Source organism: Bdellovibrio bacteriovorus (assembly GCF_001592745.1).
In the GTDB taxonomy this organism is placed as follows: domain Bacteria; phylum Bdellovibrionota; class Bdellovibrionia; order Bdellovibrionales; family Bdellovibrionaceae; genus Bdellovibrio; species Bdellovibrio bacteriovorus_B.
The window spans coordinates 1,408,041-1,428,803 of the sequence record NZ_LUKD01000001.1; the positions used below are offsets into that span (position 1 = coordinate 1,408,041).

General features: G+C 44.3%; 20 protein-coding genes. 10 read left to right on the forward strand and 10 right to left on the reverse strand.

Annotated elements, in window-relative coordinates; translation table 11 throughout:
* Positions 1 to 528, forward strand: a complete 528-nt coding sequence (locus tag AZI87_RS06780; RefSeq protein WP_063205676.1) for an acetyl-CoA carboxylase biotin carboxyl carrier protein subunit — start codon at positions 1 to 3, stop codon at positions 526 to 528.
* A gap of 56 nt (positions 529 to 584) precedes the next feature.
* Here AZI87_RS06780 and AZI87_RS06785 read toward each other — a convergent pair whose 3' ends face one another.
* From AZI87_RS06785 to AZI87_RS06815, 7 genes are all read right to left on the reverse strand, one after another.
* Entirely contained in the window at positions 585 to 1,508 is a 924-nt protein-coding gene (locus AZI87_RS06785) for a hypothetical protein (RefSeq protein WP_063205678.1), read from the reverse strand.
* Between the two features lie 124 nt (positions 1,509 to 1,632).
* Positions 1,633 to 1,932, reverse strand: a complete 300-nt coding sequence (locus AZI87_RS06790) for a hypothetical protein (RefSeq protein ID WP_063205680.1) — start codon at positions 1,930 to 1,932, stop codon at positions 1,633 to 1,635.
* Positions 1,929 to 3,530: a hypothetical protein gene (locus AZI87_RS06795; RefSeq protein ID WP_063205682.1), complete on the reverse strand. Its 1,602-nt coding sequence runs from the start codon at positions 3,528 to 3,530 to the stop codon at positions 1,929 to 1,931. The genes AZI87_RS06790 and AZI87_RS06795 overlap by 4 nt, the downstream gene beginning before the upstream one ends.
* Before the next feature lie 77 nt (positions 3,531 to 3,607).
* The gene (locus AZI87_RS06800; RefSeq protein WP_063205684.1) at positions 3,608 to 4,297 is read right to left on the reverse strand and encodes a hypothetical protein; all 690 of its coding nucleotides are present in this window, start codon (positions 4,295 to 4,297) and stop codon (positions 3,608 to 3,610) included.
* Between the two features lie 72 nt (positions 4,298 to 4,369).
* Positions 4,370 to 5,131, reverse strand: a complete 762-nt coding sequence (gene tatC, locus AZI87_RS06805; RefSeq protein ID WP_063205685.1) for a twin-arginine translocase subunit TatC — start codon at positions 5,129 to 5,131, stop codon at positions 4,370 to 4,372.
* A complete protein-coding gene (locus AZI87_RS06810) occupies positions 5,128 to 5,457 on the reverse strand; it encodes a Sec-independent protein translocase subunit TatA/TatB (RefSeq protein ID WP_063205687.1) in 330 nt (109 codons plus the stop codon). Before AZI87_RS06810 ends, tatC begins: the two co-directional genes overlap by 4 nt.
* An 18-nt stretch (positions 5,458 to 5,475) precedes the next feature.
* Positions 5,476 to 6,111, reverse strand: coding sequence for a hypothetical protein (locus AZI87_RS06815; RefSeq protein WP_063205689.1), 636 nt, complete (start codon positions 6,109 to 6,111; stop codon positions 5,476 to 5,478).
* A gap of 162 nt (positions 6,112 to 6,273) precedes the next feature.
* Between AZI87_RS06815 and AZI87_RS06820 the strand changes: the two genes are divergently transcribed.
* Complete coding sequence (locus tag AZI87_RS06820) at positions 6,274 to 7,329, forward strand: hypothetical protein (protein WP_063205691.1); 1,056 nt, start codon at positions 6,274 to 6,276, stop codon at positions 7,327 to 7,329.
* Here the strand turns inward: AZI87_RS06820 and AZI87_RS06825 are convergent.
* Positions 7,324 to 9,927 (reverse strand): M16 family metallopeptidase, encoded by a 2,604-nt coding sequence (locus AZI87_RS06825; RefSeq protein WP_063205693.1) that lies wholly within the window; start codon positions 9,925 to 9,927, stop codon positions 7,324 to 7,326. The two genes, AZI87_RS06820 and AZI87_RS06825, sit on opposite strands and share 6 nt — an antisense overlap.
* Before the next feature lie 16 nt (positions 9,928 to 9,943).
* On the opposite strand from AZI87_RS06825, the gene hemW reads away from it, so the two are divergent.
* The 7 genes from hemW to lon all read left to right on the forward strand — a co-directional run bounded on the left by hemW (position 9,944) and on the right by lon (position 17,918).
* Entirely contained in the window at positions 9,944 to 11,116 is a 1,173-nt protein-coding gene (gene hemW, locus AZI87_RS06830; protein ID WP_063205695.1) for a radical SAM family heme chaperone HemW, read from the forward strand.
* A gap of 73 nt (positions 11,117 to 11,189) precedes the next feature.
* Positions 11,190 to 11,714: a nucleotide exchange factor GrpE gene (gene grpE / locus AZI87_RS06835; RefSeq protein ID WP_063205697.1), complete on the forward strand. Its 525-nt coding sequence runs from the start codon at positions 11,190 to 11,192 to the stop codon at positions 11,712 to 11,714.
* A 9-nt stretch (positions 11,715 to 11,723) separates the two neighbouring features.
* Positions 11,724 to 12,731 (forward strand): DnaJ C-terminal domain-containing protein, encoded by a 1,008-nt coding sequence (locus AZI87_RS06840; protein ID WP_063205698.1) that lies wholly within the window; start codon positions 11,724 to 11,726, stop codon positions 12,729 to 12,731.
* On the forward strand, positions 12,728 to 14,404 hold the full coding sequence (locus AZI87_RS06845) for a penicillin-binding protein activator (protein ID WP_063205700.1): 1,677 nt from the start codon (positions 12,728 to 12,730) through the stop codon (positions 14,402 to 14,404). The genes AZI87_RS06840 and AZI87_RS06845 overlap by 4 nt, the downstream gene beginning before the upstream one ends.
* Positions 14,405 to 14,511: 107 nt before the next feature.
* Positions 14,512 to 14,883, forward strand: coding sequence for a TraR/DksA family transcriptional regulator (locus AZI87_RS06850; RefSeq protein ID WP_063205702.1), 372 nt, complete (start codon positions 14,512 to 14,514; stop codon positions 14,881 to 14,883).
* Between the two features lie 117 nt (positions 14,884 to 15,000).
* Positions 15,001 to 15,372 carry a TraR/DksA family transcriptional regulator gene (locus AZI87_RS06855; protein ID WP_063205704.1) on the forward strand — a complete coding sequence of 124 codons (372 nt, stop codon included), beginning with the start codon at positions 15,001 to 15,003 and terminating at the stop codon, positions 15,370 to 15,372.
* Between the two features lie 140 nt (positions 15,373 to 15,512).
* On the forward strand, positions 15,513 to 17,918 hold the full coding sequence (lon, locus tag AZI87_RS06860; RefSeq protein ID WP_063205706.1) for an endopeptidase La: 2,406 nt from the start codon (positions 15,513 to 15,515) through the stop codon (positions 17,916 to 17,918).
* 88 nt (positions 17,919 to 18,006) lie between these two features.
* On the opposite strand, the gene AZI87_RS06865 is transcribed toward lon, so the two are convergent.
* Complete coding sequence (locus tag AZI87_RS06865; RefSeq protein WP_253696528.1) at positions 18,007 to 18,630, reverse strand: L,D-transpeptidase; 624 nt, start codon at positions 18,628 to 18,630, stop codon at positions 18,007 to 18,009.
* A 160-nt stretch (positions 18,631 to 18,790) separates the two neighbouring features.
* Here AZI87_RS06865 and AZI87_RS06870 point away from each other — a divergent pair, with 160 nt between their 5' ends.
* Positions 18,791 to 20,092 (forward strand): MFS transporter, encoded by a 1,302-nt coding sequence (locus AZI87_RS06870; protein ID WP_155722508.1) that lies wholly within the window; start codon positions 18,791 to 18,793, stop codon positions 20,090 to 20,092.
* Here the strand turns inward: AZI87_RS06870 and AZI87_RS06875 are convergent.
* Positions 20,082 to 20,573, reverse strand: a complete 492-nt coding sequence (locus AZI87_RS06875) for a hypothetical protein (RefSeq protein WP_063205710.1) — start codon at positions 20,571 to 20,573, stop codon at positions 20,082 to 20,084. The genes AZI87_RS06870 and AZI87_RS06875 overlap by 11 nt on opposite strands.
* Positions 20,574 to 20,763: the final 190 nt, after the last annotated feature.

A 20,763-nucleotide genomic window follows, 5' to 3' on the forward strand; every position in this document is an offset into this window, starting at 1 on the left:
ATGTATTTTGAAGCAGAACTTAACGGCAAAAAATATAAAGTCGACGTGACCGAACAGCGCTCTACTTGGAAAGTTTCTTTACAAGAAGAAGGCAAAAACTGGCTTCACTACGACATTTCAAAACGTGACTTTAAAGAGGCCGAGCAATACATCAGCTTCCTTTTTGAAGGGAAATCTTACTTGATTGACGTGATCGGGCAAGACACTGAATACACTGTGTTTACTCGTAACTCATTCCGTACAATCAAAGTCTTCAATGATGAAATGCTTCTGCATGAATCTTTGAAAAAAGGCGGCAACTTCGGCGCAGATCAAGAGCTGAAATCCGGAATGCCTGGTAAGATCATCGAAATCTTTGCCAAAGAAGGCGAAATCGTGAAAGCCAATAAACCGCTTCTTATTATGGAAGCAATGAAAATGGAAAACGAAATGCGCGCCACTCGCGACGTGAAGATCAAAGAAATCAAAGTTAAACAAGGCGACTCGGTTGAATCCGGGGCCGTGTTGATTAAGTTTGAAGAGCCTTAGGGCTTAAAGAAAAAGGGGCTGATGAAGCCCCTTTTTTATTTCTACAATCGTGGCACTTATTTTGTGCCGCTAGATTTTTTCTCTTTCGGTGCAGGGCTTGTTGGACTCCCCATCATTCCACCGTTAGTCATACCGCCAGTAGCGCCCATTACAGCGCCCGTTCCGCCGATCATCATACCCATGCCACCACCATACATACCCATTCCCGGATACATTTGGCCACCCATAGCGCAGGCTGTGATAAAGCCAGATACATCTACATTTCCACCGATTTCTTGTTTGGGTTTTCCTGCCCATTCAAACGTGGCGAAAGATTTTCCTTCTTTAGCTAGTTCCTTTTTTCTTTGGTCAAAAGCCATTTGCGCTGAAGCAATCAAACCCACACACTGACTAGCGTTCTGGCTACCAATCTGTTTCATCATTGGTTCGATTTTTGCGCAGAAGTCTTTATCGTAAGTGACTTTCGCTTCTACTTTTTTATCATCCGGCATTTGATACATCAGACTTTGCTTGATGTCGCACTCTGAACCTTTACGCTCAAAAGCAGTTTCGGTGGCTTTTGTGATTGGAAAGTTCCATCCGTTTTTCTTAGCTTCTTCGCGGTATTTCTTTTGTTCGGTGATATCGAATTCTTTATTCACGGAAACGATTTTACCGTCCTGTCTTTTAACGTGAATCACGCGTTGAACGGTTTCAAACTCGGGCTTTCCCATACCTGTGCCCATTTTCATTTGTTTGGTTTTATAAACAATCGTTTCTACGCCGTCTTTGTTACTTCGAGAAACAACGTTTTCAGGACGCAGAACTTGCGTTGCCCCATTCGCATCGAAATAAAGTGAAGCGCCATCAGCATCCATTCCATAGGTGAAATCTTGTACGGCACCGTTGGCCGCCATCACACATTTATCGCCAAAGTAACCCACTGCAGTTGCTTGAGCCGAGCTCGCAAGCATGACAAGGCCAAAGACAGTTTTAAACATTGATCCTCCATGAAAGTTCCGGTGATTTTTATAAAAATACGAACTTATTTAGGATAATTCGAAACCTGCAGTTCCACAGTCCCGAACCCTAAAAACTGGACTCTAAAGTGTTTCGCTCAAAAAACTAGGGCTTAATGCGCGCGACAATTCGGCAACTCGAAAGCTCGACCACCTGTTTAACGGTTTTTTGTTGGCCACAAGCGAGTACATATCTTGGACACGCCTGGTTTTCTTCATAATAGCAAATCTGTCCCTGACGCTGTTTTGCGTGCCAGTTAATACGATAGCGGGGATCAGTGGATGTCGGGGCCTGACTTAACCACACCTTTCCATTCTCTTGAAAGACATATCCTTCTACCTTCGTGTTCTTAGCGAAAACAGAAGCCGAAAATAGCAATATCGAAGTAAGGATTAATGGCCTCATCGTACCCCCGACTTACTTTTTTCACGACTGGAGCTTTGTTCGTTTATTTTCTCAGACCCCATTTGCGCGATTTCTTCAAGTCGCGCCCAAGACTTTTCGGAAGCCCCCGCTGCGAACTTTTCTATACATCGAGCTTCTTCAGAATAAAAATCTTCGTGCGGTTTAATCATCTCGCAATAACTAGCAATGGGTTTTGAATTGCTTGTAAACGCCAGATAAGTATCAATCGCGTTTTTTCCTACATGTTGCTTGAAGCAATCCTGTCTTCTTTGTGACTCTTTAAATGTTTGTTCGGCGCTAGCTAACGCGGGAATGGGACGAGCACATTTATTTATGACATGTCTTGGATTTAGTGAAGTTTTCGACCAATCCATAAATACCGTTTCCATGTAGGCTGCTTTTCCTTGAGCACATGCCGACGGGATCGGTTTCTGATCGCAGGCCTTTAAGTCTTTAACTAAATCTTCAATTTTTCTTTTCTTATATTCTTCAAATCCCGCTTCATCGTTAATAGCGTAAAGGTCTTCTAAGCGACTGCGTATTTCTGCTTTACGTAACTCTGAAGCTTCGTCATCACTTTCGCGATAGAAATCCATTTCCCCTTGAAGATTTTCAATCATACGTGGGAGGTCAGTTTCCATATTTCCGTCTTGAATCAAGGCCTTCAGCTGTTCAATGGCGGCTGCTTCAAAAGTAGATCGGTTCTTTTTAAGCTCGTTCTTTTCGGTCTCTATCATTTCTTTTTTACTGCAACCCGTTTTATTTTTTAAATCATTGAGGTACTTGAAGGTCGAACTATTCTGAGACAAAAGGTTTTTAACAATCTTTGCTCGCTTCTCAATAATTTTAAGTGATGAATTTTCCCTCGAATCACGACACCAATTTTCGACAAACGCCTGAGCCTGACTGCGTGGCAATGAGAATACTGCCGGGCTAGTGAATGGAAATTGCGCCGGATGTCCCATCTGAATTTTTTTATAGTCTTCGCTAGCTTTTAAGAAAGCCTCTTCATAACTACTGCCTTGATCAAGCGCACGCTGAAAAAAAACTGGAAAGTCATGAGCCATGACTTCGTCTCCGGCTACTTTCATGGTCCAAGCTTTTAAGTCCGATCTTGTGGAGGCAAAGGCTTGTGTCTTAGGAAGGTCGGAAAGAGTTTCAGGTATCCTGCCACTATAGCAGTTCAGTGCATAGACCGTAGTTTCTGCTTGTGGGTTGTTTTTTTGAAAAGCTTGGAGAGAATTCTTAAGATCTTGGACTTCGATAGATTTTTTATAATCTGTATTAATGCCATCTGAAACTGCTAGGTAATACTTGTCATCCTTTACGATCCCATGGCCTAAAAATTCAACATGAAGTGAATCCACGTTCTTTAATTGTTTTAAGCTTTTTTCAAAATTAGATTTCTCGGCTTTGGTTTTCGCCGCCGGAGAAAGACGTACGATTTTATAGCCGTAGGTTTCATAGAATTTAATCGCGGATGCTTCTCGTTCTTTTAAAACTGGATGAGAATCTCCGACAAAAAGCACGGCCACCTTGTCGCCAGCAAATGAGGAAACGCACCAGAATATCAGCAGTATCGAAACAATAGATTTCATCCCTTTTAGAATATCGAAGGGCGATAGTGTAAGGAATAGGGCACCTCAAAGAACTGGTCTAGGTGCCTTCTTTTTATCTATGGGAGCTTGAGCTTCGGACAACGTTTTTGGATAAACGTCAGCATCGCTTTGTCATTGTACTTAAGATAGATGTCGCCGTCGCTGGTGTACTTAAAGAGTTCTGAGTTCTTCACGGAACATGACGTGTTGTTCACATCTCTAAAAACAGAACTCGCGTTTGAATTGGATGTTGGAGGAGAACCTAATTTAAATCCACCGTCCAGTATAATCCCTTGGAAGTTTGTGATTTCAATGCCACCGCGGTTGGAGGGCTCGACATAATCAGCGACTATAACATTTGCGCGCGTGATGCTTTTTAAACGAGCTTTCTTGGATTCAAACACGAATTTGTCGCCCGTCACGTGGGTGACGATCAACTCGCGCGTATCGTCTTTCCATTCGTAGGAAAACGCCTCTGTATTTCTTGGAAAAAGATAGAACTCACGAGCCCCCGTTGTTTGGGATTCGTCGCCTGGCCCAAATGAGTTAAAGACCATGAACATGCCTTCTGAAGTGAAAAGATGATCGCGATAGATTAAATCCTTCCAGGCATCGTCGGGCGTAACAGAAAAAAAGCACTCGCCATTTCCTGACAACATTTGTTGGATTTTTGTACCATCACGGCGTTCAGCGATATCTGGGCAGCTTGCCTGATCCGCAGCGTGGGCTATTCCTACAGATAAAATAAGACTTAACAAGAATGACATGGATCCCCCTGGAAATAGCTGACCTTATGGCGGAACACTTGTCAATTTAGCGGACGACGGGTCCTGGAAAAACTATTCGCGCTCGTTCACTCGCTCAGTGAACTCTCGCTTCTTTTCAAAGACGCCTACGATAATCACAGCGACTTCAAATAGCACCCACATAGGCGCCAGCATCATCACCATGCTTAATAAATCGGGAGGCGTAATAATGGCGGCGATCACGGCGATAGTCATTACCGCGTAACGACGGTTCTTACGTAGGAAAGACTGGGAGACGATTCCCAACATGCCAAGCACCACGATGACTAATGGCAACTCGAAGGCCACACCGAACATCAAACACATTTGCGTGAAGAAGCCCATGTACTGATCAATCGAGATCATCGGCTTATCGACGTCGCCTCCAAAGTGCATCAGGAACTCAAATGCCATCGGCAAAGCGATGTAGTAAGAAAAGGCGGCACCCAAAACAAAAAGGACAGTACCAGAGACGATAAATCCTAAAGTGTACTTACGCTCTTTCGAATAAAGACCAGGAGCCACAAAAAGCCAAACTTGATGAAGCCAGAAAGGACACGAAATCAAGATACCGCAGACAAACGCAAGCTTAAGGTGCGCGATGAATTTATCTAAAGGACCTGTGTAGATCAGACCGCCACCTGGAAGATACGGCGCAATCGGCGCACGGACAAAATTGAAAATCTGATCACTAAAACCGTAACAAATCCCGGTTGCGATAACCAAAATCAAAGCACAATTGATCAAGCGCTTACGCAAATCAGCCAAATGCTCATACAACGATTGCGCTCGTGAATCTAGTTCTTCGCTTCTCATGAGGGTTTGTGCTCTTTATCTTCGGTGTTTTTTTGTTCAGTTTGTTCAGTGAGTTCCATCTGTTGAGGATCTGAAGCTTCTTCACTGATAGCAGGATGATGATCGTAAGACGGTGGCTGAGATTGTTTCTTAGGCGCTTCGTTGAAATCAATGCGATCAAAACGCGCTTGCTGCTTAAGTTCCTCACCCAAAACATTTGTGCTGCGTTTAAGCTCGTTGATAAAACGACCCAGGGTGCGAGCTAACTCTGGAAGCTCTTTCGGCCCGATCACGATAAGGGCCAATACACCAAGGAAAATGAGTTCTGACATGCCTAAGCCAAACATGGCGTCAGCATAGTGGAATCAGCCTTGCTTGCCAAGCTTTACTTGGTCTTGCGGCAGAGTCAAAACACCCATTTCAACGAGTTTTTCACGTGCCAGTTCCGATCCGGTTCGCATATAGCGGTCGTAGAGGCGAAGAATACTTTCATCGCTCTTAATGAATGAGTGGTGGCTGATATATGTGAGTACGTCCACGAAATCCAAAAACTGTCGAGAGAACGTATTGTAAACTTTGGCCAAAGTGTCTTCTCGCGTGCAGTGAGCTAGCGAGGCATAAGCAGCTCCGCCGATTTCCGCATAGTAATCCACATCCACTATTTTTCGCGAAAGGGAGTCACCAAAAAAACCGCTGATATAAAGAGTTCGATCACCTAGTTTTCTAAGTAATTCGGTTTTGGTTACAGCATCAGAGTTTTGTGCTGTTAAATACATTTCAGCCAGTGTTGTGGGATTCTTCTGTCCGGCTTCGTTGGCGTATTCGCTTTCAAAAAGATTGCGAGCATCCAAGTAGTGCTGCAGAAGATTTACAAGATAGCTTTCCACCAAAGGAAAGGTTTGAATCTTTCTTTGGCTTAAACCCTTTTGGACCATTTCTTGGAAATAGCCCTCAGGACTTACAAAAAGTTCTACTGAGTCGGTCGAACGCTTTTCCCTCATACCTAAGAGTTTAACAAAACTGAGGGGGGATACGGTTAATTGTTTTTTTGTATTCTAGGCCTAGGTCTCAGAATGTCTCACTTTGAAACACCTTCTCGGCATGCCCCTTGAATTCTTAGTTTTAGAAGCCTTAATGAATTTGTATAAGGCAAGGAGCCCGCTTTGAAGCCCCTTCTTCTGGCTATAGTTTTGTCATCAATCGGCGCATTTTGTGCTGATCCTGCATTTGCGCAAAAATGCTCAAGCATTTTTTCTTCGCAATATGCTTTAGATGGCAAGGTGGAGGTGGACGCTCGCGCTCTTCATAGTACAAAAACAGCGGACGAATACGCACAAACTATCACGGAAATTAACTCCTTAATTGCGCCTTTAGAAATCCCACAGCAAGTAAAAGTGTCCGTAGGCATGGCCTTTAAGTTTTCACACTTCAACGCGGGGGATTTTTCCGTTTACATAGGCATACGCCCTGACTCTATGGGAAAGATGCATCCTAAAGTAAATCAAACGACGATGGCTCACGAATATGGGCACGCCATCTTTGAGCACAATCTTATAAAGGATTTGGAAAGCTATAAATCCCTTCGGCACAAGGCCATTCACTTAGAAGCCCAGGTCGAAGCCGCCGCTCGAGAGTCTAAGAATCTTGTATATCGTTCCGACGTCACTTTTGATAAAAAGAAAAAACAAGAGCTTCAGTGGCAGGCAATTGAAAAAATGCTGGAGTCAAAATCTTTAAAAAAAGAATTCAAAGCCTTTCAACGCTATTGGATTATCCGCACCGCTTTTCATGAACTCTTTGCCGATGCGGTGGCTTTGACATACACACGTGACCCCAAAAGTATAGCTAAGCTTTTAAAATCAAAAGAAGAAACCAATAAAGAATTTAGCTCTAATGAAATTATTCTGCGCGACTTCACCGATGGTCGCCATCACCGCAATGAACAGACGTGGAAGAAAGAACATCCTTTCTATACAGAGTTCGCAGCGGATGTTTACTACTCATTCTTACCGGCTCGATGGGAACTTTGGAATATAGCAAAAAATAAAATCGACAGTGAGAACTATCGAAAAGAACTTCCTTATAAGGTCTTTTCAATTCTTGAAAGAAACCTATCCGAGTCGTTAGCGCTCAGCCCGGAAACTGTAGGTCCCACGGGCCTTAAAGATATTCAGCGCATGAACGATCAAATCATCGAAGACTTCAGACGCGAACTATAGTTCAACGTCTGAAGGTCCTACAAGACTGATAACTGAAGGTTGAGAGAAGATCTTTTGTGCAAGCTTTTGCACATCTTCTGGCGTCACCGCGAAATACTTATCTGCAACATCCAATGTGTCTTTGTAATCAAGACCATAAATATCATCGAATAAAAGAGCATTACAGATAGTGCTCTTTCTTTGTAATTCGATATCGTGACGTCCGATCAAGTATCTTTGTGCACGTCCCAACTCTTCCTCGCTGATTTTAGTATCAGCCAGTTTTTGGAATTCGGCTTTCAACATCTGGATGGCTTTTTCTGATTTTTCTGGCGAGCATCCGATATATCCACCGAAATATCCACATTCTAAACCTTCCATGTGCATTGGCGAAACGGAATAGGCCAAAGAGTTTTTATCACGAAGTTCAATAAAGAGTCTTCCGCCTTGACCGCTCAGAATAGATTGAATGATTTCAAGTGTGAAGCGGTTCGGATCTTTCAATGTCAGACCACGATAGCCGACAATGATATGGCTTTGTTCTTTTTTTAGCTGCTGATAAAGCTTTTTTCCTTCTTTAAGTTCCGCAATCGGAAACTTGTTAGCAATTCTTTCGCCTTTCGGAAAAAGCTTCGTAATTTCCTCAAGCTTGTTCACCCATTTATCTTTATTCACATCACCCACCACACAGAAAGTCAGATTTTTTGCGTGGGCAATTTTCTTATAATACGCCATCAGGTGTTCAGAATTAATGGCATTGATAGAAGCTTCCGTTCCGATCATATCGCGTGCGTAAGGGTGTCCTTTAAAAATTTCCTGGAGGAAGCTAAGAACACAAAGCTGAGCGGGGTTGTCGTTGCGGGCCTTGATCTGATTTTTGATAACAACTTTTTCCCGCTCAAGAATATCTTGCGGGAAAAGCGGATGTAAAAGTGAGTCGGCATAGATCTCAAGCATTTTATCTTCAAATGGAGAAAGATAGTCCATCGAAAGACCGGCGGAGTTTCTGCCGCCGAAGGCGCCCAAGCCTGCGGCTAGCTCATCCACCTTTAAGTTAATATCATCTTCCGTAAAATTCTTGGATCCCGAAAGCCAGTTGCGAGAAAAAAGCTCCGTCAACCCGGTCTGGTTTTCGTTTTCAACACGCGTACCTCCCAAAAAGGCCGCTTTCATTGCCACATAAGGAGTGTCCTTTTGATCACGGATCAAAAGTGTCGCACCCGAAGACAACGTGATTTTTTCAGTTTCAGGAGTGTGCTTAACCGCTCCGACGTTGATGTTAAATTTCTTAGCCTTAAACTTCATGGTGTCTTTAGAAAGCTTCGCGCCCTGCAAAGCTTTCTTTAAATCCTTCGCAAAAGATTTAAGAATCTGCTCCGCCTCTTTCTTGTCCATGTTCGTCATCAGTGAAAGGCCGAAGTTTTCAGGCTTAAAATATTTTTTTGCGACTTTCTGAATGTCCTCAGGTTTTAGCGCGTAAATTTCCTTCATGTATTTACGGTAGTAGTCATGATCGTTGTAATAGAACTCATTACTACCCGCTTTTCTTGCAATATTATCCACAGTCTCCATCGAATAAACTTCGTGGCTCGCAAAATTCGTAATGGCCTTTTGCATTTCTGCGGATGTTGGCGGCTCTTCGATCAACTTCACCAGCTCTGGCGTGACTTTTGTTAAAGCCTTCGCCAGATTTTCTTTCTCAAGATTAAACGAAACCGCAAAAAGTCCATCATCTTGCATAGAATAACTGAAGGAACCGACAGAGTTTGTTAGTGGTTCACGAATACGCAAGCTTTGCATAAGGCGGCAAGAGTCCCCTTGCCCCAGAATCGCCGACAGAACTTCAAGCGCGGCGATATCTTTGTGTTTTACACTCGGAATACGCCACGTCAGATACCCGGTTGTTTGCTCAAATTTCGTCTGCTCAACTTTAATGCGAATGGCTTTTTGTACAGGTTCTTTCGTGCGCGCTACTTTTTTGAGTTTGTAAGGCGCAAAGGCCCCGAAAAGCTCTTCAACTTTTTTCTTCATCTCTTTGGACTCGAAATCACCTGCCACCACCAGGAACATATTCGAAGGAACGTAGCGGCTGTGGTAGTATTGAAGGATTTTTTTCGGTGAAACGCCGTTAACGACCTTGTCGTAACCAATCACGGGGCGGCCATAAGGATGTTTTTTAAAGACATTTGTGAATAACAATTGGCTGGCACGACGGCCCGGGCTGTCTTGCCCACGTTTGATCTCTTCAATAACCACTTCTCGTTCATTGTCGATTTCTTTGGGGTCGAAAGTGGGAAATCCCATCATTTCGCTGATCACGTCTAAAGCGACGTCAGAAAATTGCTTGGAAATGGTCACGTAGAAGACAGTTTGGTCAAACGAGGTGTAGGCGTTAAGCTCCCCGCCAGAGCCTTCCACGGTGGCGGCGATTTCACCGACATTGTACTTGCGAGTGCCTTTGAACACCAAATGCTCGATGAAATGTGAAAGACCCTCTTCACCCTTTTTTTCATCCGCAGAGCCCGTTTTCACCCACATTTGAACTGAGACCACAGGTGACTTATGACTCTCTAAGAAAAGGACTTTCATACCGTTTTTTAGTTGAAATTTTTTAGACATACTCTAGATAACTCCCATGGCATTTGGCGTCTACGTTCACATTCCTTACTGTATTCAGCGCTGCACTTATTGTGACTTCGCGACTTACGAGCAAAGTAAGATTTTGCCTCCGGATCAGTACGTCGAATTGCTATTTAAAGAAATTCGCCAGAAGCATCGTTATTACACCCCACAAAGTTTGGACACTCTTTACTTTGGTGGCGGAACACCGAGCTTGATCCCTGCTCCTCTCATTGTATCGATTATAAAAGAGCTGGGTAGATACGGATTTACAACTAGACCCGATACCGAAATCACGATTGAGATCAATCCGGCAACCATCAACGAAGATAAATTGAAAATGTATTTAGATCATGGGGTGAACCGATTCAGTGTCGGTGCTCAAACCTTTGATGATCGTTTGTTGAAAATGGTTCATCGCGAACACTCGGCGAAACAAACATTAGAAACCCTGGACCTTTTGCGAGCGCACAATCTGAACTTCAGCTTCGACATTCTTTTTGCGTTGCCGTCACAGACTGTCGCAGGTTTGAAAAACGATGTGAAAATCGCCATTGAACAAGGCGCAAAACATATCAGCCCCTACTGCCTGACTGTTCCTGATGGTCATCCTCTTTCTAAAGGTCGTCCTTTGGATGATGAGCAGGTAGAGATGTTTGACATTATCGCTGATGAGCTAACGGCAAAAGGTTTTAAGCAATACGAAATTTCCAACTTTGCCCTTCCCGGTTTTGAGTCACGACACAACATGCTTTATTGGGTGGACGAGCCTTATTGGGGCTTAGGACTCAGTGCGCATTCTTACAGTCTTGAGTCCGCGTGGGGCACACGCTACTGGAACATCAATTCTATCAACGAATACCAAAAGCAGATTTTAGCTTTTGATGGACAAGAGTTTGATTCCCCGGCAAAGCACTTGCCTGCCGCACAACATGAAATTCTGGAGATGCATCAAGCTCTCACAGACTTTTGTCATACTTCGATGCGTTTAATGCGCGGGCTCAGCCAAGAAAAGCTTTCTAAAAAATTCCCGCCTGAGATTTCAAACAAAGTACAAACTCTTTTAAACGGCCTGATCAAAAAGAACTGGGTTCAGTATGACAACGGGCACTGGTCTCTCACACGCGATGGCTTAGTTTTGAGCAACAAAGTCTTTCAAGAATTAACCTTCTTGCCAGAGGATATTTAAGGGCCTGCTAGGGCACCGGACATTGACAATCCTAAACGAATACACAATCTTAAGTATTGCGAAAGGAACCGTCATGTCAGAAGAAAATAACTCTCAAAATTCCAATTCTGCCAATCCAGAAACTGCGGCCGCGAACGGCTCTTCTGAAATTCAGAAACTTCAAGAACAAGCAGAGAAATTTAAAAACGATTTCCTTTATCTTCGTGCGGAGTTTGAGAATTACAAACGTAACGCTATTAAAGAACGCTCCGATCTTGTGAAATACGGTGGCGAAAGATTTATCCGTGACCTCTTGGAGGTTGTGGATAATTTTGAGCGCGCCTTGCAAACAAACGTCACAGCCGAAAACTATGCAACATTCCGTCAGGGTGTTGATATGACGGCACAAGAATTAAAGTCTTTGTTGCAGCGTCATTCAGTGCAAGAAATCCCCGCACAAGGTGTTCCTTTTGATCCAAATATTCATGAAGCGTTAAGCAGTGAGGCAACAGAACAGGTGGCGCCTGGTCACGTGGTTCGCGTGTTTAAAAAGCCTTACAAGCTTCATGATAAAGTGATTCGCACAGGTCAAGTGGTGGTTGCTAAGAAACCAGAATAAGAGGGTTGATTGTCTAAAAAAGACTTATACTCCACATTAGGTGTCTCTCGATCCGCCTCGGCGGACGAGATCAAAAAAGCTTATCGCAAGCTTGCGATGCAATATCATCCTGACAAAAATCCCGGCGATAAAAAAGCCGAAGAAAAATTCAAAGAGATCAGTCAGGCCTATGATGTTTTAAGCGACACGAAAAAACGCGAAATGTACGATCAGTTCGGTCACGCTGGAGCCCAAGGCTTCGGCGGCGGGCCCGGTGGATTTGGTGGCGGCGCGGGAGCTGGTGGATTCGGAGGCTTTGGTGGCTTCGGCAACCAAGGCGGCCAACAAACCGGCGGTGATCCGTTTCAAGATATCTTTGGTGATGTCTTCGGAGAGATTTTTGGTAACGCTCGCGGTGGCACGAACACTCGCGGACGTCGTCAACAAGCGAAAGGCACGGACCTTCGCTACACTTTGAATATTTCTTTTGAAGATTCAGCCTTAGGCGCTGAAAAAGTCATCAGCTTTGTTCGTCAAAAAGGCGGCAAAGAAGAAACCGCTAAACTTTCAGTAAATGTTCCTGCTGGTGTTAAGGAAGGCCAAAGATTGAAACTTGCGGGAGAGGGCGACTCCCCTGCTGGGGCATCTGCGGGTGACCTTTACGTCATTATCAACATTCAAGAGCATCCTCTTTTCAAACGAAATGAAAATGACGTGATCTTGGATCTTCCGATCGTTTACACCGATGCGATTTTGGGAACTAATATCGAAGTTCCAACACTCACGGGTAAAGCGATGATTCGCATTCCTCCAGGAACACACTCTGGACAGACCTTCCGCCTTAAAGGCAAAGGTTTTCCTAAATTGGGTGGATTTGGCTCTGGAGATATGCTGGTGAAGGTTCTTGTCGATACACCTCATCACATTTCATCACGACAAAAAGAACTTATTGAAGAACTTGCGAAGTCCACGGAGTCCTCGCCTCTAGTTAAAGCCTTCCAAGAAAAAGTCTCGCAAATTATGAGGAATAGAAAATGACATCTCGATTCGCACTTCTGTTAAGCGCATGCCTCTTAGCTTCCTGTACGACGGTCGCGACAAAAAAACGTCCTCCGTACAAACCGACTCCGGTGACGACGACGACAAAGAAACCTAAGTCGATGGCAGGTATGACAGCGGGCCGCCCTCCAGAGCAAATCCAAAGCGAAACTTTGACTTTGCCTGAGCCGCCTAAAACAGAAGATGCGTTGGAGTATCTGCGCGTTCTTGTAAATAAATCCGTTCAATCTCCGACAAAAGCCGAACAGGATGCCAATCGTCTTCATGCCATTGATATCGTCGAAAACAAATTAAACGAAGATCAACTTGAAGACGTTGCGGATAGTTCTGACTTCGGATTCCTGCGCGCTCACGCCATGTATCGCCTAGGTGAACTTGCTTTAGATAGAAAAGACACTTCAGCGGCTAAAAAGTATTTCGCAGCCGTTGAAGATTTCGTTCCCGGTACAGACCAAGCTATTCGCGCACAAGAAATGATCCAACAGTTGGACGCCTCTAAGAACGTGCACACAGAGACGGTCGGCGTTGTTCTGCCTTTAAGCGGAAGAAATGCTCCGGTCGGTCAGCGCGCGCTACGCGGACTAGAAATGGGCCTTGGGCTTCATATTCCTGGCTCTGGCTTTAAATTGGCGGTTATGGACAGCGAGGGAAATCCCGATTCAGCTCGCCGTGGCGTTGAACGATTAGTAAAGGAAGACAACGTCATTGCCATTGTCGGAAGTTTATTAAGTAAAACAGCTCCGGCGGTTGCGGCAAAATCAGATGAGCTAGGTGTTCCTACGGTCGCTCTTTCGCAAAGATCTGGTCTTACTGAAATCGGTCCTACAGTATTTAGAAATTCTTTGACTAGCGGAATGCAAGTACGCGCTCTGGTTCGCACGGCCATGGATGATCTGGGAATGAAGAAATTCGCAGTTCTTTATCCGAACGATGCCTATGGAGTCGAGTTCGCAAACATCTTCTGGGATGAAGTTTTGGCGCGTGGTGGACAAATCACGGCGGTTCAAAATTATTCGACGAAAGAAACCGACTTCCGTCTGGTCATTCAAAGACTTGTGGGAACCTATTTCGGCGAAGCTCGCCAAGACGAGTTCAATCTTCGCATGAAAGAGCTTCAACACAGCGATAAAAAAAGATCTGTGCGTCAGTCGAATCTTGAAAATATTCTTCCCCCCATCACTGACTTTGATGCGATCTTCATTCCCGACAGCGTGAAAGCTATGGGTCAGATTTCTGCGATGCTTTCGTATAATGACGTTAAAAACGTGAAATTGATGGGCACAAATCTGTGGAATACGAAAGACGTCGCTCGCCGAGCGGGGAACTTCTCGAACAATCTGCTTTTTGTGGACAGCTTAACTCCAACGGCTCAGGACAAATCGCGCTTCGTTGCGGAATACAAATCTTTGTATAATGAGGATCCTTCTTTGATTGAAGTTCAGGCTTACGATGCGGGCCTAATTTTGCGCCAGCTTATCGTTGCCGGAGCCGACAGTCGTGAGGAACTCACACAAAAGCTAAGCCAGCTCAGCCGCTTCCCTGGCGCTTTAGGGCCTCTTTCCATGAATGCAGAGCGTGAAATCGAGCGCCCTGTCACCGCCCTAACTATCGAAAAAGGCGAAGTAATTCCCTTTAAGTCCGGCGTTAAATAGATTCCATAAAATAAATTAATGACGATTTTTTAACCTCCCCCTGGGGTGTGCCTGTCTTAGGTACACCAGCGACGACGCAGTCGCAAAATCTAAAGAAGGGGGTTGTTATGACAAGTCGTATTTCTGAAAACTTAGTGATGGAGTGTAGAAAGAAACTTCTTATCGCAAAACAGGATGTTTTGAATAGATTCAGAACAGCCCAACGCGAACTCGCTCACACAGAGCGTGGCGGAGACGAAGCCGATCAATCTGTCGCTCATATAGCTGAGCATTCTTTTTTAGTAACTCAAGAACGCATGAGAAACCAACTTGTCGAGATCGAGATGGCCCTAGCGCGAATCGAACAAGGAACTTTCGGAGTCTGCGAAGAAACGGAAGAAATGATTGAGACGGATCGCTTGCTTGCGATTCCTTGGACACGCCTCAGTATCGAAGGTGCCGAGATGCGAGAAGCAGTAGGTCGTAGATTTGCTCGGTAGGCACCGCGCCAAGAGCCTGCTTACTAAAACGTCACGCAGCGCTTTTTTGATGACATGATCTCAAACCCCCGTAATAAGGAAGCCACATTCGGCCAGATCATCATATCGGGGGGTGAGATGAACGTAACCGAACTTACAGAACAAGAACTTCAAAATTTGCGTGAATCTTTGCTTTTCCAAAAGAGCTCGATTCTTAATAAAACGCATGAGTTTAAAGCCGAACAATCCAGCATCGGAAACGTTGCGGATGAAGCAGAAGCGGCTTCTCAAGATATCTCTAATAATATCTCTATCCATCTTCACGAAAGAGACCGTACGGCGCTTTATGCGATCGAAAGAGCTCTTTCAAAAATCGCTGACGGGACATACGGCCAGTGCGAATCTTGTGGTGAAATCATCGGAGCACGCCGACTTCAGGCCAGACCTTTTACAGCTCTTTGTATTGAATGTATGGAAGAACAAGAGAGCCATTCCAATCTATTCCAATAATTTCTGAATTCACTCATTGGACGAGGTCCGCTGACATGGATGTCAGTCCAAATTTTATTTTTTGATTCAAGCTCCCACTGTCTCATGCCGAGAAGTTTCATACTAGAAACATAAATGCCCGCATTACGCGGAGGAGCGGTATGAGTTTTGACGATAAAGTCCTAGAAATCCCACAGACACTTCCCATGTTACCTGTGAGAGACATCGTTGTATTTCCTTATATGATTATTCCGTTGTTCGTAGGCCGCGATGCCTCGATCCGCTCAGTGGAAGAAGCTTTGGCGAAGAATCGTTTGATCTTTTTAGCTTCCCAAAAAGACATTTCCGAAGAGAATCCGTCTCCTGACAATATCTACACAGTTGGTACTGTGGCGATGATCATGAGAATGAGAAAACTTTCTGACGGTCGCGTGAAAATCTTGATCCAAGGTGTAGCTAAGGGTCGTGTTAAGAATTTCACGAAAACATCTCCTTCTTTCGAAGTGGCTGTAGAAAAAATCGAAGAAATCCCAACACAAAAAACTGTTGTTGAAAATGAAGCCCTTATCAGAACAGCAAAAGAGCACATCGAGCGTATTATCGCTCTAGGTCGCCCTCTTTCTCCAGACATCTTGTTGGTGTTGGACGATGTTTCTGACCCAGGTCGTATCGCCGACCTTATCGCTTCTAACTTGGGTATCAAAGTTCAAGACGCTCAAAAAGTTCTTGAGACTTCTGATGCTACAGAAAGACTTAAACTTGTTAATGAGATTTTGGCTCAAGAACTTGAAGTCATGCAGACTCAGCAAAAAGGTCGCACGGGTGGCAAGGAAGATATGTCCAAGTCTCAACGCGAATACTTCTTGCGCGAGCAAATGAAGGCTATAAAGAATGAGCTTGGTGAAGGCGATTCTAAATCTGAAGAGATGGACGAACTGCGCGAAAAACTTGTTAACGCAGGAATGCCACCAAATGTAGAAGCGGAAGCTTTGAAACAGCTTGGACGTTTGGAGCGTATGCATCCAGATGCTTCTGAAGCGACAATGGTTCGCACATACCTAGACTGGATGGCGGATCTTCCTTGGAGCAAAAAATCTGACGACGTGATTGATCTTAAGCGTGCTAAAGAAATTTTGGACGAAGATCACTACGAACTAGAAAAAGCCAAAGACCGTATCATGGAATTCTTGGCGGTTAGAAAATTGAAACCGAACCTTAAAGGTCCAATCCTTTGCTTCGGTGGTCCTCCGGGCGTAGGTAAAACGTCTCTTGGTAAATCTATCGCTCGTGCGATGGGCCGTGAGTACTTCCGTATCGCTCTTGGCGGCGTGAAAGACGAAGCCGAGATCCGCGGTCACAGAAGAACTTATGTTGGTGCAATGCCTGGTAAAATCATCCAAGCACTTCGCCAAGCTAAGACAAACAACCCAGTTATCGTTCTAGATGAAGTTGATAAATTAGGTTCTGACTTCCGTGGTGACCCTTCTGCCGCAATGCTAGAGGTGTTGGATCCAGAACAAAATGCAACTTTCCGTGACAACTATTTGAACGTCGATTTCGATCTTTCAAATGTGTTGTTCATCGCAACAGCTAACGTGTTGGAGAATATCCCACCAGCTCTTCGCGATCGTATGGAAATCTTGAACATTCCTGGTTACACAGAGAATGACAAACTTTTGATCACGAAGAAACACTTGATCAGAAGACAAATTGAAGCCAACGGTATCACTGAAGAGAACATCAAGTTCACGGACGAAGGTATCAAGTACTTGATCGCGGGTTACACTCGTGAAGCGGGTCTTCGTAACTTAGAACGCGAAGTGGGTTCTGTCTGCCGTAAAGTGGCTAAGATGGTTGTGATGGGCGAAACTAACTTTGTAGAAATCACTCCAGCAGTGGTTCCAGAGTTACTAGGTCCTCCTCGCTTCCAACGTGACGACAAGTTTGCCGACTCTCAAGTAGGTGTTGTGCAAGGTCTTGCTTGGACACAAGCCGGTGGTGAAGTTCTTACTATCGAAGCTTTGAAAATGAAAGGTAAAGGACATCTTGCATTGACGGGCCAACTTGGCGACGTGATGAAAGAGTCGGCTCACGCAGCAATGTCATATGCTCGTGCTCACCAAGAAGAATTGGGTATCCCTGAAGACTTCTTTGAAAAGTACGATGTGCATGTTCACTTGCCAGCGGGTGCCATTCCTAAAGACGGTCCTTCTGCAGGTATCACTCTTACAACAGCGCTTGTAAGTTTGATGACAGGAACTCCAGTTCGTCACGATATCGCGATGACTGGTGAAGTGACTCTACAAGGTCGCGTACTTCCTGTCGGTGGTATCCGTGAGAAGTGTTTGGCAGCTTTGAACCTAGGTATTACAAATATCATCATCCCGATGGCTTGTAAGAAAGATATCGCTGATATCCCTAAGGTCTTCAAAGACAAGATCAACTTTATCTTCGCTGAAAACTTAGATGAAGTCTTCGCGGTTGCTTTCGATAAAGAAGCAAAGAGCCAAGACAAAAAGACGGCAACGAAAAAAGATCCAAAAAAATCGAAGAGCTTGGCTGCTTAATAGTAGCCCAAGCCCATCGCCCCTCCCAAAAATAAAAAAGGACCGAGAGATCGGTCCTTTTTTATTTGCTGAATCTAAATTCAAATATCTATTCGTGAACAGTGATCCAAGTTTTGTAGATACCGTGTTCGCGCACCAAACGGTTGAATTTGAAAGCATTGTCTGGATGAACGCGGATGCAGCCATGAGAAGCTCTTGTTCCTAGTTTCTTCCAGTTGCTAGTGCCCGTTCCATGAATCGCAAATCCACCCGAAATAAAGACCGCATAAGGCATGTTACCAAGACCGTTGTAATCGCCGCCTGGATATTTTGTCGAAGTGTATTTGTCATAAATACGACCGTTCGGATGAGTATCGAAATTAGGAGTTCCATGACCAGGAGTTCCCGTTGATACCGCCCATGTGTTCGTGTGTACACCATCGATATACAAATACATTTTTTGTTGTGATCTAGAAACTTGCGCCCACACTTTGCAAGAACTGCGATAACAAGTAGGACCCATGGGACCGATCAAGTTTTCAATGAACGGAGAAGAACCTGTTTCTTCGAAATAGATTTGATCCATTTGTTGAAGAGTTTCTTCGATATTCGCATCAAACGGATTAAGTTCATCCATCACGTTTTCGTTGTCCGCAACTTCCACCTCTTGTGCTTGTGCAGAGATTGCCAACGAAGAAACTAAGAAGAACGCTGTCATTAAAGATTTAAACATTTGACCCCCTTCAAGTCAGAGGTCGAAATATCGACTGTGTTACCGTTTGGCAATGAAGATGTTGTAAGGAACGCGCCGCTCTTTGATGACACGGATGCGATAACGCAAGTAGTTTAGAAAACATCCTCTTCATATCATTTCTGGGATAGTTTGAGTTTTGGTGGATAGACACAAACACGAAACTTCAGCAAAAGGTTTATGGGACGTCACCGGGATGGTTTCTCTCGGCGTGATTCTTGTTTTCTATTGCTATTATCTGACGGGAATTCTTCATTTTGAAACGTCGCAAACAAAAGAGTCTTCTTCGGGTCTCAGTGTCGTTGCTTCCTATCTGAGTTTTGCTACTGGATTTATATTTCGTCCATTGGGTGCGATATACTTTGGAGCACTTGCTGATACGGGAGGAAAAAAACGTGCACTGGTGAAATCCTTTAAGATGTTAGGGATCGTTTCTTTATGCATGGCTTTGCTTCATGACTCGTACATGCCAGCGGAAGTAGCTTCGATTTTCGTGATCATTGTTCGCCTACTGCAAGGATTTGCTACCGCCGGAACTGTTACTTGCGCGATTGCCTATATTTATGATCTAGCGCCGACTTTAGAAAAAGGACGCTTCACTTCCTGGCTGCAAATGGCCGCTCCGTCCGGCTATTTGATTGCGATGGCGATCGTGATTCTGTTTAAACTTTTTGTTTCCGCTCAAGATTTGGGATCTTGGGGTTGGAGAGTTTGTTTCCTCTTAAGCGGCCTTATTTATCCCTTGGCCGTTTACATAGACCGGAAATTTCCAGATGCTCCTTTGGTCTATGCAAATGAAACCTCATTGAAAACTCACCTAAAAAACCTTCTAAAAGATCGCACTTCATTAAAAAAGATTTTTACCTTTGCGCTTTCTATCGCCATTAATGTTGGAGTCCTGGCTTACTTTTTTAATCTTTACCGTCTCTATTTTTTAGGTCCCCTATTAAAGATACCTTCAGATGCTATCGGGTTTATTGTCGCGATTTCGAGTTTGTTTCTGCTTCCGCTTTATCCCCTTTTTGGAGTTATCTCCGACAAAGTGGGACGGGCAAAAATGTGCCTTCGCGGAGGCTTGCTAGGCATCTTGGTGTTATTTCCATATTTTTATTTCATGCAGAAGTTTGCGGGCACTGAAGGCGTTGGAGTTAACAAGGGAGCCTTAATTATCGTCATGATGCTGACGGGATTTATAATCACTCTTAGCTATGCCCCGATTGTTGCGCTTGTTTGTGATTCCGTGACTCCACGTTATCGAGCGGTCTCTTTCGGAGTCATTTATAACATTGGGTTTTCGTTCATACCCTCGCTACTACAAATAACAGGAAGCTATTTTTACGATCGAAATGCGTCGATTTATGCTGGGATTTATGCGGCTTTAGCGGTCTCTGCTGTGGCGAGCGGTATTAGTTATCTGATTCGCCCTAAGAATACTATTGCTTAAAACCTTTTAGACGATCATTTTCTGATTCTAATACACGAACCAAAGTTTTTAGGTCTGCCACTTCGTCTTTCAATTGAAGAATTGTTTCTTCTTTGTCTTGAAGGATCTGAGTGTAGGCTTTTTTAAGTTCGTTCAGAAGTTTATTGGCAGCAGTTAGGATCGGCTCATCTTTGTTGGCCTTCATTGATTTATCTTGAAGGTCCTGAGCTTTCAGAAGGTCGTCTTTTGAAGAAGCGGACATAGTGTCGTTACCTTTCATCATTCCATGATGAGCACCCACCAAGGCGTCGCTGTCTTGGGAGGGGCGATGTACTCGTTGATGGGTACCCATCGGTTCGTCCATGATGAAGTACTTGCCGTCTTCAAATCGGAATTTGATGTCGTCAGCTTTGATTCGACGGCGGAGTGTGCTCACACTAATTTTGTACTTAGTAGAGTAATCCGTTAGCGGTAACCATGAACCAGTAGCTTCTACGTTCATCAAATTTCCTTACTAGCCAAACTTTTCGGGGTGGTCGCCCTACTCAGCTTGCGTATCCAACATTAACACACGACTTCGGTCTGTCAAATTTTGTGTGAGTAGTTATCCAAATTCAACAAAATTCAGGACCTTGATCTGGCTATCCACACTTTTTTTAGCCTATCCAACTAGACCTTCGTCTGACTAAGCA